Annotated in this window: 13 protein-coding genes, 1 tRNA gene and 1 pseudogene; 11 read left to right on the top strand and 4 right to left on the bottom strand. The window is 59.3% G+C overall.

Going from position 1 to position 14,001, the window contains the following annotated elements:
• Positions 1-7 precede the first annotated feature (7 nt).
• Positions 8-220 carry a hypothetical protein gene (locus ABT23_RS11730; RefSeq protein ID WP_296635404.1) on the top strand — a complete coding sequence of 71 codons (213 nt, stop codon included), beginning with the start codon at positions 8-10 and terminating at the stop codon, positions 218-220.
• Here ABT23_RS11730 and ABT23_RS11725 read toward each other — a convergent pair.
• The gene (locus tag ABT23_RS11725) at positions 217-1,407 is read right to left on the bottom strand and encodes a Do family serine endopeptidase (RefSeq protein ID WP_296635401.1); all 1,191 of its coding nucleotides are present in this window, start codon (positions 1,405-1,407) and stop codon (positions 217-219) included. The genes ABT23_RS11730 and ABT23_RS11725 overlap by 4 nt on opposite strands.
• Positions 1,408-1,562: 155 nt before the next feature.
• Between ABT23_RS11725 and petA the strand changes: the two genes are divergently transcribed.
• The 6 genes from petA to ABT23_RS11695 all read left to right on the top strand — a co-directional run bounded on the left by petA (position 1,563) and on the right by ABT23_RS11695 (position 5,369).
• Entirely contained in the window at positions 1,563-2,168 is a 606-nt protein-coding gene (gene petA, locus ABT23_RS11720; protein WP_296635400.1) for a ubiquinol-cytochrome c reductase iron-sulfur subunit, read from the top strand.
• 4 nt (positions 2,169-2,172) lie between these two features.
• A complete protein-coding gene (locus tag ABT23_RS11715) occupies positions 2,173-3,405 on the top strand; it encodes a cytochrome b N-terminal domain-containing protein (protein ID WP_296635398.1) in 1,233 nt (410 codons plus the stop codon).
• A 1-nt stretch (position 3,406) separates the two neighbouring features.
• On the top strand, positions 3,407-4,132 hold the full coding sequence (locus ABT23_RS11710; RefSeq protein WP_296635396.1) for a cytochrome c1: 726 nt from the start codon (positions 3,407-3,409) through the stop codon (positions 4,130-4,132).
• 101 nt (positions 4,133-4,233) lie between these two features.
• Positions 4,234-4,833 (top strand): glutathione S-transferase N-terminal domain-containing protein, encoded by a 600-nt coding sequence (locus ABT23_RS11705; protein WP_018506445.1) that lies wholly within the window; start codon positions 4,234-4,236, stop codon positions 4,831-4,833.
• A gap of 13 nt (positions 4,834-4,846) precedes the next feature.
• On the top strand, positions 4,847-5,251 hold the full coding sequence (locus ABT23_RS11700) for a ClpXP protease specificity-enhancing factor (RefSeq protein WP_296635393.1): 405 nt from the start codon (positions 4,847-4,849) through the stop codon (positions 5,249-5,251).
• A 42-nt stretch (positions 5,252-5,293) separates the two neighbouring features.
• Positions 5,294-5,369, top strand: a tRNA-Thr gene (locus tag ABT23_RS11695).
• 66 nt (positions 5,370-5,435) lie between these two features.
• Here the strand turns inward: ABT23_RS11695 and ABT23_RS11690 are convergent.
• Genes ABT23_RS11690 through ABT23_RS11680 form a run of 3 tightly spaced genes read right to left on the bottom strand, consistent with a single transcriptional unit; the run spans position 5,436 to position 8,556 of the window.
• Entirely contained in the window at positions 5,436-6,752 is a 1,317-nt protein-coding gene (locus tag ABT23_RS11690) for a sigma-54 dependent transcriptional regulator (protein ID WP_296635391.1), read from the bottom strand.
• A 2-nt stretch (positions 6,753-6,754) separates the two neighbouring features.
• Positions 6,755-8,335, bottom strand: a complete 1,581-nt coding sequence (locus tag ABT23_RS11685) for an ATP-binding protein (RefSeq protein WP_296635388.1) — start codon at positions 8,333-8,335, stop codon at positions 6,755-6,757.
• The gene (locus ABT23_RS11680; RefSeq protein ID WP_296635385.1) at positions 8,332-8,556 is read right to left on the bottom strand and encodes a PP0621 family protein; all 225 of its coding nucleotides are present in this window, start codon (positions 8,554-8,556) and stop codon (positions 8,332-8,334) included. The genes ABT23_RS11685 and ABT23_RS11680 overlap by 4 nt, the downstream gene beginning before the upstream one ends.
• 537 nt (positions 8,557-9,093) lie before the next feature.
• Here ABT23_RS11680 and ABT23_RS11675 point away from each other — a divergent pair.
• From ABT23_RS11675 to ABT23_RS11660, 4 genes and pseudogenes are all read left to right on the top strand, one after another.
• The gene (locus tag ABT23_RS11675; RefSeq protein WP_296635383.1) at positions 9,094-9,816 is read left to right on the top strand and encodes a PEP-CTERM sorting domain-containing protein; all 723 of its coding nucleotides are present in this window, start codon (positions 9,094-9,096) and stop codon (positions 9,814-9,816) included.
• Between the two features lie 344 nt (positions 9,817-10,160).
• The gene (gene pepA / locus ABT23_RS11670) at positions 10,161-10,973 is read left to right on the top strand and encodes a flocculation-associated PEP-CTERM protein PepA (protein WP_296635381.1); all 813 of its coding nucleotides are present in this window, start codon (positions 10,161-10,163) and stop codon (positions 10,971-10,973) included.
• 242 nt (positions 10,974-11,215) lie between these two features.
• Positions 11,216-12,543 (top strand): annotated as a pseudogene (locus tag ABT23_RS11665) (sugar transferase).
• Positions 12,544-13,231: 688 nt separating this feature from the next.
• Positions 13,232-14,001, top strand: a 770-nt coding sequence (locus ABT23_RS11660; RefSeq protein WP_366366731.1) for a PEP-CTERM sorting domain-containing protein, incomplete at its 3' end; no start/stop codon positions are given.

Here is a 14,001-nt window from a genome sequence, read left to right as displayed (position 1 = left end):
GCAGCCCTTGCTGGCGACCTTGCAGGCCGAGCCGGTGCTGGACGACGGTGCACTGTATTCGCCCTCCGACGTGCTCATCCTGGCCAGCCTGCGTGTGCAGGATCCCGTTTTGAATCAGCAGGCGCGCCGTGCTGCGCGGTGGCGCCTACCGGCCATGGAGCAGGACCCGTACGCCTATCCCACGCGCGTGCGCGTGCTGGCGCATCTCCAGCCGGACTAGTTGATCTCGGGCTCGGGCGCTGGCGTCGATTCCACCGTGCGCTGCATGGGGCGCCGGCCGACCTGGATTTTCAGATTCAAGGTCTGCTGTTTGCGCGCGACGGTCAGTTGTGCGTCTTCGCCCGGTTTCAGCGCGGCGATCAGATTGAGCAGCGATGCGGAGTCGGCCACCACGTGACCATTGACGGCCAGCAGGATGTCGCCCGGGCGGATGCCGCCGACGTCGGCAGGCCCCCCTTTCAGCACGCCGGCGATCAATGCGCCTTCCGCGCTTTTCAGACTGAACGATTCAGCCAGTTCTGGACTCAGGTCCTGTACCTCGACGCCGACCCAGCCACGCGTCACGCTTCCGGATTTGATGATCTGTTCCATCACCTTGCGGGCGATGCTGACCGGAATGGCAAAGCCGATGCCCTGCGAACCGCCGGTACGCGAATAGATCGCGCTGTTGATCCCGACCAGGTTGCCGGATGCATCGACCAGCGCGCCGCCCGAGTTGCCGGGGTTGATTGCGGCGTCAGTCTGAATGAAATTCTCGAAAGTGTTGATGCCCAGATGAGTGCGTCCGAGCGCACTGACGATTCCGGCAGTGACGGTCTGGCCGACGCCGAACGGATTGCCGACTGCCAGCACCCAGTCGCCCACCTTGAGGCTGTCGGGTTCGGCAAAGGTGATCGCAGGCAGGTCGTTGGCATCGATTTTCAGCACCGCCAGATCGGTCTCCGGATCGGAACCGACCACGCGGGCGGGTACGGTCTTGCCGTTGGCCAAGGCCACCTGGATTTCGTCGGCGGCTTCGACAACGTGCTGATTGGTGAGGATGTAGCCGTTTGGACTGATGATCACGCCCGATCCCAGATTGGATACTTCGCGCGGGCGCGCATCCAGCCGGTCGCCAAAAAAGTACCGGAAAATCGGATCCTGCAGGGCAGGGTGCGCCGGGCTGCTGACTTTTTGCTGCGTGAAGACGTTGACCACCGCCGGAATCACTTTTTGTGCCGCCGGGGCAAAGGACTCGATGGGGGTGAGCGTACGGTTGGCGGGTTGTGCAGCTTGCTGGATGGTCAGGCTCGGTGCTTGTGTCTGCCAGCGCAGAAGATCGGGTTTGAACAGGGCAATGATGAACAATACGCCAAGTGCCACCGTGGTGGTTTGAGCGAAGAGCAACCAGAGTTTGCGTATATGCATTTCGATTAAATTCAGAGACTTGGCGTAATTTTACGGCTGGACGATTATAGCCCAGCGTGGGCGGCGATTGCGTCTTTGCTGCGACGGGCTTCCGGTGAGGGCGGCAATTTGGTTAGAATGCCGGTTTTATCGCAACACGTTCAGGTTAGGGAAACATGAGCCAGGAAGCCGATGGGCAAAAAGTGGACACACGTAAACGAAAATTCCTGATCGCCGCGACCAGCGCCGTTGGAGGGGTCGCCGTGGCGGGGGTGGCTGTGCCGCTGGTGATGAGCATGCTGCCGAGCGCGCGCGCCAAGGCTGCAGGCGCACCGGTTGAGGTGGATATCAGCAAGATTGAGCCCGGTATGCTGTTGACGGCTGAATGGCGCGGCAAACCGGTGTGGGTCGTCAATCGAACCAAGGAAATGCTCGACCTGCTGGGCAAGCATAACGACAAACTGGTCGACCCCAACAGCGAGCAGCCTCAGCAACCTGAGTACTGCAAGAATGCCACGCGCTCGATCAAGCCGGAATTCCTGGTGGCCGTGGGCATCTGCACCCACCTTGGCTGCTCGCCTACCTATCGCAAGGAAGTCGGTGCCGCCGATCTCGGCGCCGACTGGCCGGGCGGCTTCTTCTGCCCCTGCCACGGTTCGCGTTTCGACCTGGCGGCCCGTGTGTTCAAGAACGTGCCGGCCCCGACCAATCTGGTGATCCCGCCTCATCAATACCTCAGTGCCGGCAAGATACAGATCGGTGTGGACGCAAAAGGAGCCTAAAAGAATGTCTGCCCTGCAAAAAATGATGGGTTGGGTCGATGACCGCTTTCCCCTCACCGCCACCTACAAGGCGCATCTGTCCGAGTACTATGCGCCCAAGAACTTCAACTTCTGGTATTTCTTCGGCTCGCTAGCGCTGCTGGTGCTGGTGATGCAGATCGTCACCGGCATTTTCCTCACCATGAACTACAAGCCGGACTCGGGCCTCGCCTTTGCGTCCGTCGAGTACATCATGCGCGACGTCGACTGGGGCTGGCTGATCCGCTACATGCACTCGACCGGCGCCTCGATGTTCTTCGTCGTCGTCTACCTGCACATGTTCCGCGGCCTGATGTACGGTTCCTACCGCAAGCCGCGCGAACTGATCTGGATCTTCGGCGTGCTGATCTATCTGGCGCTGATGGCCGAAGCCTTCCTTGGTTACCTGCTGCCGTGGGGTCAGATGTCCTACTGGGGCGCGCAGGTGATCGTCAACCTGTTCTCCGCCGTGCCTTTCATTGGTAACGATCTGTCGATCTGGATTCGCGGCGACTACGTGATTTCGGACGCCACCCTGAACCGTTTCTTCGCCTTCCACGTCATTGCCCTGCCGCTGGTGCTGATCGCGCTGGTGGCGGTGCACCTGGTGGCGCTGCATGAAGTCGGCTCCAACAACCCGGACGGCATCGAGATCAAGAAGAAGAAGGACGCCAACGGTATCCCGCTCGACGGCATCCCCTTCCACCCGTATTACACGGTGAAGGACATCGTCGGCGTGATCGTCTTCCTGATGGTCTTCTCGGCAATCGTGTTCTTCGGTCCCACGATGGGCGGCTACTTCCTGGAGTCCAACAACTTCATCCCGGCCGACCCGCTGAAGACTCCGCCGCATATCGCGCCGCTGTGGTACTTCACGCCGTTCTACGCCATTCTGCGCGCAGTGCCGCCGATGTTCGGCTCCCAGTTCCCCGGCGTCGTGGCAATGGGCATGTCGATCGTGCTGATCTTCTTCCTGCCCTGGCTGGATCGCGGCAAGGTCAAGTCGATTCGCTACCGCGGCCCGATCTACAAGCTCATGCTGGCCCTGTTCATCGTGTCCTTCGTGGGCCTCGGCTACCTTGGCCTGCTGCCGCCCTCTCCGGTGGCGACGATTATTGCCCAGACCTTCTCAGTGATTTACTTCCTGTTTTTCCTGTTGATGCCCTGGTATACCTCGATTGACAAAACCAAACCGGAACCGGAAAGGGTGACTGGCTAAAATGAAACGCTTGAAGAATTTTATTCTCCTGTTGATCGCGGTGCCTGTCATCGCTTTCGCCTCCGAGGAAGGACCAAGTCTGGACAAGGCGCCCGTCAACCTGTCCGACCAGGCATCCCTCCAACGCGGCGCACGCATGTTCGTGAACTATTGCCTCAATTGCCACAGCGCTGTCTCCATGCGTTACTCGCGCATGGAGGATCTTGGGCTGACCGAAGATCAGATCAAGGAAAATCTGATGTTCGCGGCCGAAAAGCCCGGTGAGACCATGACGGTTGGCATGGACAAGAAAGAGGCCAAGAACTGGTTCGGCTCCGCTCCGCCCGACCTCAGCGTGATCGCCCGCGCACGCGGCTCCGACTGGCTGTATACCTATCTGCGCAGCTTCTATCGTGACGACACGCGCCCTACCGGCTGGAACAACGTCGTGTTCCCCAAGGTGGCGATGCCGCACGTGCTGTGGAGCCTGCAGGGTGAAATGGTTCCGGTCATGAAGAAGGAAGGCGAGCATGAAGTGATCGAGCGCCTCGAACTGGCCAAGCCCGGTAGCGTGACCCTGGCCGAATACGACGCCATGGTCGGCGATCTGGTCAACTACCTGACGTGGATGGGCGAGCCCGCACAACTCGAACGGAAACAGCTCGGACTGTTCGTGCTGGCCTTCCTGGCGTTCTTCTTCGTGGTGGCCTATTACCTGAAGAAAGAGTTCTGGAAAGACGTTCACTGAATCTGGTCTAGCCGTTCGCCAACAGCCGGACTGTGTCCGGCTGTTGGCGTTTTAAGCCTTAAACACACGCAATACTTGCAACACGAGAGGGAGCCCCCGCCATGATGACCCTGTATTCCGGCAGTACCGATCCTTACAGCCATCGCTGCCGCATCGTCCTGTTCGAAAAGGACATGGATTTCGAAGTCATCGATGTGGACATGCACAACAAGCCGGAAGAAATTGCCAGCATCAGCCCGAGCGGCAAGATGCCGGTGCTGGTCGAGCGCGACCTGATCCTGACCGAATCCAACATCATCAACGAATACATTGACGAGCGTTTTCCCCATCCGCAACTGATGCCGCCGGATCCGGTCATGCGTGCCCGTGCCCGCCTGGTGCTGTTCAATTTCGAGCACGACCTGTTCACCCACGTCAATACGCTCGAGCATAGCCTCGGCAAGGCATCGGACAAGGCGCGCCAGGAAATCCGCGACAGCCTGTCGCAGCTCACGCCCATCCTCACCAAGCAGAAGTACCTGATGAACGACGAGTTCTCCATGCTGGATGTGGCGATCGCCCCACTGCTTTGGCGCCTCGAGCACTACGGCATTGAGCTGCCCAAAGTGGCCGCACCGGTGCTCAAGTATCGCGAACGCCTGTTCAGCCGTCCCGCCTTCATCAATGCGCTGACGCCCACCGAAAAGGCGCTGCGCAAGTAAGCGGGCAGGGCGGGTGGCCGAGATTTCAACCAAGCCGTACCTGATCCGCGCACTGTACGAATGGTGCGTGGACTCGGGTTATACCCCGCAGTTGCTGGTGGCGGTCGATGCGCGTACGCGCGTGCCGCCCGGTTTCGTCAAGGACGGCCAGATCGTGCTGAACGTCAGCGCCGGCGCAACCCGGAATCTGACGATGGACAACGACTGGATCCAGTTTTCCGCGCGCTTCGGTGGTGTCTCGCATGAAATATCCATACCGGTAGACCGGGTGGCAGCGATTTTCGCGCGCGAGAATGGACAAGGTCTGCATTTCGAGCCGGTCGATGCACCCGAGCCACCCGAGCAGACACCGCCGCCCGTGCCGGACGAATCGTCCGCACCACCCAGAGGCAAACCCTCGCTCAAAGTCGTCAAGTAATCGCTCAATCGGGCGCGCGGCATCGCTATAATGTCGCCCGTCGCCGCTTTAGCTCAGTTGGTAGAGCAACCGCCTTGTAAGCGGTAGGTCGTCAGTTCGAATCCGACAAGCGGCACCACATGACACGTTAAAAGACCCGCCGAGCGCGGGTCTTTTAACGTGTACCGAGATGGCTCGACATACCCTATTCGATTCCCAGCCGTTCGAGCCGGTAGCGCAGGCTGCGGAAGGTGACGCCGAGCAGGCGGGCAGCGGCAGTCTTGTTGTAGCGCGTCTGTTCCAGTGCTTCAAGGATGGCGGTGCGTTCCATCTGGTCGAGATAGTCCTGCAGAGGATATTTGCTGCCGGGCGCGGCGCCGGCAGCTGGCAGGGCAGGCACCAGGTTGAGGTCGGCGGCGTTGATATGCCGACCTTCGCATAGCGCCAGCGCCCGCTCCAGCGTGTTTTCCAGCTCACGCACATTGCCGGGGAAAGCATAGGCGCAGAGCGCCTTTTCCGCATCGCGATCCAGTTCGACGTCGGCTCCCCCCAGTTTGTCGAGCAGAAAACGCGCCATTTCCGGGATATCCTTGGCGCGGTCGCGCAAGCTCGGCATGACGAGATCGATCACATTCAACCGGTAATACAGATCCTGGCGAAAGCGGCCCGTTTCCACGAGCGCGGACAAATCCTGGTGCGTGGCGCTCACGATGCGGACGTCGATGGGCTCCTCGGCCGTGGCACCGACCTTGCGTACCTTTTTTTCCTGCAGCACGCGCAGCAGCTTCACCTGCATCGACAACGGCAGATCGGCCACCTCGTCGAGAAACAGGGTGCCGCCGTTGGCTGCCTGAAAGAAGCCGTCGCGGTCGGCGTCAGCCCCCGTGAACGCGCCTTTTCGATAGCCGAAAAATTCGCTTTCCATCAGTGTTTCGGGAATCGCGCCGCAGTTGACCGCGACGAAGGGCTTGCCGGACCGGTTGCCGAGACGATGGATCAGGCGTGCCGCAAGTTCCTTGCCGCTGCCCGATTCGCCTGCGATATGCACTGGCGCCTGGGTCCGTGCGAGTTTGGCAATGCGTGCACGGATGTCCTGCATGACGGCCGATTGACCGATCAGTTCGCGGGTCGGATCGTCTGCCTGCGCGGATTCGGGAATCGCCAGCGCGGATTTGACCAGGGTGCGCAGCTGGTCGAGCGCCACCGGTTTGGCCAGATAATCGAATGCGCCCGCTTTCAGTGCGGCGACGGCGTTGCCGGCATTGCCGTAGGCCGTGATGACCGCCACCGGAACCGGCAGGGCCAGTGCGCTGGCGCAGGCAATCACGTCCAGCCCTTCGCCATCGGTCAGTCGCATATCGGTCAGGCAGAGATCGTAATGTGTCTGCCGCAGTCGGGCCTGCGCCTCGGCAACGCTGACGGCGCGATCGGTTTCCAGTCCCATCTTGACCAGGGTCAATTCCATCAGATCGAGCAGGTCGGGCTCGTCGTCAACCAGCAGAATGCGTGGAGAGGCCGCCATGATCACTCGCCTCCGCGCAGGGCGAGGCGAAAGCGCGCGCCGCCATTGCCGGGAACGTAGCTCAGCGCCGCATGGTTGGCCTCGGCCAGTTCGCGCGCCAGGAACAGGCCCAATCCGGTACCCTGCGCATCCGTGGTGAAAAAGGGCTCGAAAAGCTTGTCCTGGTGTTCCGACGCCACGCCGGGTCCGTCGTCACCGATCTCGATCTGCATGTTGCTGCCCTGCATCTGTGCGCCGATGCGGAGGCTGCCCGCCTGCTTGCGGCTGAAACGCCAGGCGTTGCGCATGAGATTCCACACGATCTGGCGTAGATGGTCGGAGTCGAACTGGAAATGCAGGCTGTCGGGCATGTCGATTATGACGGCGTCTGCCGGGATTTCTTCAGTCTGACGCAGTTCGTCGACCAATAGGCCGAGCGCAGCGGCATCGAAGCTGACCGGATGAAGCCGGTCGCGCCGATTGAGCGTCAACACCTCTTCCACCAGACGATCGAGCCGCCGTGCATTGTTCTCGATGATCCCGGTCAATCGGATCTGGGCGGTATCGTGCGTTTCCTCCCCCAACAGTTGCGCGGCATGGCTGATGGCCGACAGCGGGTTGCGGATTTCGTGTGCGATGTTGGCGGTGAGCCGTCCCAGCGCAGCCAGTTTGAGCCGCTGGGCCGCCTGTTCGGCCTGGCTTTGATCTTCCAGCACCAGCACGCGGCTGTCGTCCGGTGTTTCCAGCGGGATGCAGCGCACCCGCAACTGTGCGGCCGCGGTGTTCAAGGTGAACGTTGTTCCGGGCTGCATCTGCTGCGACATACGCGCCAGCTCGGGCGAGCAGTCTTCCAGGCGGGTGATGCCCGGGACCGCCGCTGCCGTGATACCGAGCAGTGCCAATGCGCGCGGGCTGGCGTGTCGTATGATGCCGTCGCCGCGTATAGCCAATAGGCCGTCGGGCGAGTTTTCGATGGCCACGGCATTGATGCGGTTCAGCAGGGCCAGTTCGCCTGCCTGCTGCTGCGCCAGTCTTTCCGACCGGAGCGCGCGCAGGGTCAGTGCATGCGCCAGCAAGCCGATGGCGAAATATCCTGCGCATAGCAAACCGACCTGGAAAAAACTGTCCATCCCCTGGCCGCCGCCCAGAATGCTGAAGCCGTGCTGCAGCAGAACGGCGATCGATGCCATGGCGGCATAGAGCAGGGTCAGGCGTCCGCTTCCGACCAGCCCGCCGGAAGCAATGGAAATCGCCAGCAGCAGGCCCAAACCGCTTGCCAGTTGCTCGCTGGTCGACATCATCAGCATGAACAGCACGATATCGGCCGTGATGTGGGCGGTGAGCTGGATCTGGAATCCCGGCCAGCGTGCGCGGATACCCAGCACGAACAATGCTGCGATCATCAGATAGGCAAAGGCGTAACTCTGAAAACGCCCGTTTGCGCTCTGGCGGAACAGATCCGACGTGCTGAACAACAGACCGCTGAACACCAGCGCGGCGGCCAGCGTCAGGCGATACAAGTTGAAGTAATCGAGACTGCGCCAATGGGACGCGAAATAGCCCGGCGTGGTCGGGCGCGGCATCGACGTTGCCGCTGCGTTCATCTCTTGCCGAGTTGCCGGTGTTCGGGTGTACAGAAGAAATCGCCGCCGGAATAAATGGCCTCGCTGCGCGGCAGGTTCACGCCACAATGCGCGCACTTCACCATGTCTTCGACGGTTTTTTCGCGCGCGGATGAGGGCGGCTGGCCGAGCGAACGCTGGTAGGCACGAAACAAGGCCAGCACGATGAAACCAATCGCGATCAGCAACAGAATCTTGAACACATCCTCTCCCCCGAAATGGCGTTCAGCATAGCACGGAGGCGCCACGGCACGTTCTCTGGAGAAGGCGGTGAGTCGGGCGGTGGGGCGGTGTCAGACAGATGGGAATGCGTGTGATGGGATAAAGCGGTTCGGCTAGCCGCCTGCCCCAAAGGACACACCGCATATGCAGCAGATTGATAAGTCATCCCTATCGGCAAGCTACGTTGTCGGGGTTTTTTACAATGGGGTTTGCGCCATTGCAGGCGCGCCTGCCGCAACCATGAAAAGCAGCACGCAAACAAGGGTGTGCAGGCGTGAATGATCGGCGGGCATGCATATTGCTTTAATCGTTCTAGCTAAGCGGATGTTTTTTTGCAGTTTTTTTACCTCCCCACCCGGTATCGGCCCGTTCGGTGGCTGGAGGAGGAAAAGCGGTACGGGCACCCTTAAATGAAACATACACAAAACGTACATAAAAAAAGCGCATTGTTTCGGCTCAGGCTGACGAGCGATAGGGAGATACACCGCAATGTTGAATATCGAATTGGAGGAAGCATCATGAAATTTTTTAAACGCACCGCCGCCGTACTGGCGTTGTCGGCTGCCATGCTGAGCGGGCCTGTGCAGGCCGTTCCGGTTACCGTGGTGGGCACCACGGTCAGCTTCACGTTCGACAGCGCGCTCAGCGGGCTGTTCGGCGTTCCCATGGTGACGGGGGATGCGCTGTTTTTCACGCCCACCACCTATAAGGCCCAGTCTTTCAACGGTACCGGGTTTGCCTCGGCCAGCCAGACCTTCAACGTCACGGTCAATGCCAATCCTGGTTATCAGGTCTCGGCGGTCAACCTGACCGAAGATGGCGACTACTACAACATCGGCGCAGGCTCCAGCGTGGCCGTCGGTGGCAAACTCTATGTGCGCGATCTGGCGTCGCCACTGACACCTGCCGCCAGCAGCAAAATCAAGTCGTCGCTTCCGCTGACCGACATGACCAGCCTGGCGGATTTCGAGACCACCGACTGGACCTCGCACGCAAACGTCGCGATTCCGGCCGGATGGGGCGGAACGAATGGTATCGTCAGCGGCGTCAGCGTCACCCTCGAAAACCTCCTGCTGGCCAACAGTCTGTCAGTCGGTGGGGCAGCCTTCATCGAGAAAAAATTTGCGGGCGTGGCCATCGTAACGACGCCCGTGCCGGAGCCGCAGGCGTATGCCTTGTTCATCGCCGGCTTGGCGCTGATAGGCTTCATGGGATGGCGCAAGGGCCGCATCGCGATCTGAGCGTTGGTTGTATTGATGCGAAACGGCCTCCTCGTGGGGCCGTTTTTTCATGCGAACAGGCCGACGGGGCAGATCAGGCCCAGCCCGGCTATGTCATCGGCATGAAATCGGGCATCTCATGGCTGTCGGTTTTCTTTACACTTCAAACCAAATGAATGAATGAACGGTGGGTTCCGGATAAAAAACATCGGGTAAACAGTATGGTACGAAGCTTTCATGGGCATGGTACGTATTTTGCGTAAAGGGCTGGGGGCACAATGGACAACAAATAAAATTGGCCCCCATTCCATTTCATGTACGCGATGAAATGGCCTTGCAGCTTGATGTTGGAGGAGGAGAGTGTCATGAAGCGCATGCGAGTTATGGCAGTAGCACTATTGGCCGTGTCCGCGATGGGGATACAAACGGCCCAGGCGGCATCCAACTGGGCGGGAACGGCCGATTACACCCAGGCCCCCGGCAGCAGCGGGGATGAGGATGTGGTGGGTCCGTTCGATACCTATGACGCGGGTGCGGGGGTCGTGCTCCTGAAGTCAGCCGGAACGACAGGGTCGGGACCGAGTCTGGTTTCAAATTTCAATGGGTTTTACCAATCCTTCATCACCAACCATGAACTGGCCGGAACGATAGCGGCAGCGCCCAATCTCAATTCGACCTATGAATTGACCGCGGTGGCCAGTTTTACCGAGAGTGTGACGGCCGCTGGCGCGATCAGCATCACGGGCGGCAACTTCGCGATTTATCTGGATACCAACCCGAATCGCAGCTTCAATGCGGATACGGGATTTACCGATGGCGATGCGATTCTGACCGGCAACATCATTGGCGGGACGGGGATTGCAAATTCCAATTTCACTTCAGGTTTGACCGAGATCACAATCGCTGTCACGGGTTTCAATGCTGCCGTATACCAGCCCCCAACGATCGCATCGGGTGGCGGGGTCTTCACGCTTCGTATGAACAACGCATATGACGCCAGCTTCCTGAACCCGATCACCAGCGTGATGGGCAACAGCGTGGCTTCGGGCGATCTGAAGTACGCGGCAGACGGGTACATTGCCCTGGCAGTCCCCGAAGCCAAAACCTATGCCATGATGCTGGCCGGTCTTGCGCTCGTCGGCTTCATGGCCCGGCGCAACGCACGCCTGTCCGTTTGATTGCTGCGTTGCTTCTGACTCGCGGCTTCCGCAAGGAAGCCGTTTTCGTTGAGGATTTTTTACGCGCAAGCAGTACGGGGACCTATGGTGCGTATGGTCTTGGCAGTTTCAAGTTCCGGCAACATTGGCCCGTTACTTTTGTTGGATAATGCGCCTGCCCCGGCATTAACCGGCGGGTCGACTGAGAATTTCACGCCTGTCTACCCCCGGGAAACACGCATCGACGCGAAGCATTTGGAGTAATGACAAACCATAACCAGTGGCTGTTCCGGCAGCAGCTTTCCGTCGTATCGCTGACCAAGATCCTGCTCGACCCCTTCGTGGCCGTGTTGGTGCTGATCGGCTGCGCACTCTATTTCGGCGAGACCTTCAATGGGCCTTATCCCATTCTGGCGCTCATCGTCTTTACGCTGACCTTTCCCGGCAAATGGCCCGAAGTCACCTTGCGGGCCTTCTGGAACGAAGTGGTCATGCCGTGGTTTTTCCTGTCCGGCCTGATCCTGCTGTTCGGCTACTCCACCGGCTATCTCGATTTCTTCCCGCCCGACCTGGTGATGGCGTGGATGCTCGTCACCCCTATCGCCATGTGGGTGGCGCACCGCATCGTGCGCAAGATCCTGCCGCGCCTGCTGCTGCTGGAAGGCGGCCGCCGCCGCGCGCTGATTGTGGGGGCCGGGCATCTGGGAACCGAACTGCGCGGTCGTTTTGCCAATGACAGTGCGCTGGGTGTCGACGTGGTCGGCTTTTTCGACGACCGCACGCTCGATCGTACCGAACTGACCGACCCGGCCAAACTGCTCGGGCGGCTGGCCGACATCCCCGAATACGTCAACCGCCATGGTATCGACCTGGTCTACATCACCTTGCCGATGGCCTCGCAGCCACGCACGCTGAACCTGCTCGACGCCCTGCGCGATACCACCGCGTCGGTCTATTTCGTGCCGGACATCTTCGTATCCGACCTGATCCAGGCGCGGGTCGATCATATCCACGGCATGCCCGTGGTGGCGCTCACCGAATCGCCCACGCTGGGCGTCAGTGGCATCGGCAAGCGCATCAGCGACATCGCCATCGCCAGCCTGATCCTGCTGGTGATCTGGCCCGTCCTGCTCATCCTGGCCGTCGGCGTCAAGCTGTCGTCCCCGGGTCCCATCATCTTCAAGCAGCGCCGCTACGGCCTCGACGGCCAGGAAATCCTCGTCTACAAATTCCGCTCCATGCGTGTCTGCGACGATGGCGACACCATCAAGCAGGCCGGCCGCAGCGACCCCCGCATCACCCGATTCGGATCTTTCATCCGCCGCACCTCGCTCGACGAACTGCCCCAGTTCATCAACGTCCTGCAGGGCCGCATGAGCGTCGTCGGCCCGCGTCCCCACGCCGTTGCGCACAACGAATCACCGGCTGGGCCCAGGTCAACGGCCTGCGCGGCGAAACCGAAACCCTCGACAAGATGCGCGCCCGCGTCCAGTACGACATCGACTACATGCGCAACTGGTCACTGGTGTTCGATCTCATGATCATCGGCAAGACGCTCGCCGTCGTCTGGCGGGACCAGAACGCGTATTAGCGACTAAGGCTGGAAAGCGTACCCGGCGGGCTCGGGTCCGAACGTCCATCTGGCTGTGCCGCTCTGATGTTCGGGCTAGTCTGCTTAAGGTCTTTACAAGGTCAAATCACGAATCCCCGGATGGGGTCGCGCTTTCAAGGAATGGGTATCCGGCTTGGAAGCGAAGTGGTGTATTGCCTTTACCAGGCACAGCGAGCGATATATCGAGTCTGTCTCCGTCTGTGAAAGCGCATTCGGATCGATTTCCACGTAGCGTTTGATTGAAATAGCGTACAAATTTCTTTTATTGGTATATCAGAAATACTAATCAACACGTATTTGTCGATAAATTTTACACATAATAATTGGCCGTCTTCATTTCATTAATGCCTTGATTTAAAAGTAGAACAATTTATTTCTTCTGGTTTGTCTGATATGTTTGTGTCATGTGAAGCGCTTTCTTTCATTCTTGATTAAAAAATTTGTCGGAATTTTTTACACACCTAGTTCGAACCTACCAAGATGCCTACCAAAAACAACTAAATTCAAATCTTAAATGCTTGATTGTTAAGTCCATAAGTAAATATGGCGCAAAGCTGGAATGGGCATTGCTAAGTGAGAGTCGCCGCTAAGGGCATTATTCGGTGAAGAAGAGTATTACACCGTGTGGCAGGAGGATGTAGTTGTAGTTCGATCGAAACCTATCTACATGAATGAGGAGATTTATAAGATGAATTTCAAAAAAACGATGTTTGCCATGGCAATCGGCAGTGTTGGCATCATGGGCGCTATGAGCGCTCACGCAGCTGTGGGCGACCTGATGACGGGTGACGTGCTGACCATTTCCGCTGGCGCACAATCGACCACCGCATATGGTGCCCCGAATGCTTTCGCTACCGGTTCCTGGTTCGCCATGGATACCTCGTCTCCGTATGGCATTATTGCCCAGGGCGAGCAAGTCCTCTTGGCACCGGGCGCCGGCATCACGATTGGCAGTTTCAGCAGCCCCGGCAATTATGGTGCTACCGTTGGCGATCCTAACGCCGTAGTGGCTACGTGGAGCTTCAACTCCAACACCGGTACCAATTATTTCAACAGCGCATTGGCGGGTGCTGTCGCACCGTCCGGTGGTGTGTCGACCGGCGTTAACATGTCCGCATGGGATGTGGCGTGGGCGACGACCCCTTCGTTTGACATGAGCACGGGTTCGTGGAGCGTTACCAACGTTGGGCAGGTCGGCATGGCTGACGTTAACGGCGCTACAACGGGCAGCGGTGTATACGGAAATGGTCTGGCTGCGTTCAATTGGGACGGTGTCTATGGCCACGCCTATACGTTGGATTACACGGCAACCGTGCCGGTCGGTGGTTTTGCTGGCACCCAGTACGCTCTGCACCTTACGGGCAACGTCCTCGCAGCGCCTGTGCCGGAAGCTTCGACCTACGGCATGATGCTGGCTGGCCTGGGTATGGTGGGCTT

Source organism: Thiobacillus sp. SCN 63-57, assembly GCF_001725555.1.
Lineage (GTDB): Bacteria > Pseudomonadota > Gammaproteobacteria > Burkholderiales > Thiobacillaceae > Thiobacillus.
This window is presented reverse-complemented; position numbering and strand designations above follow the sequence as displayed.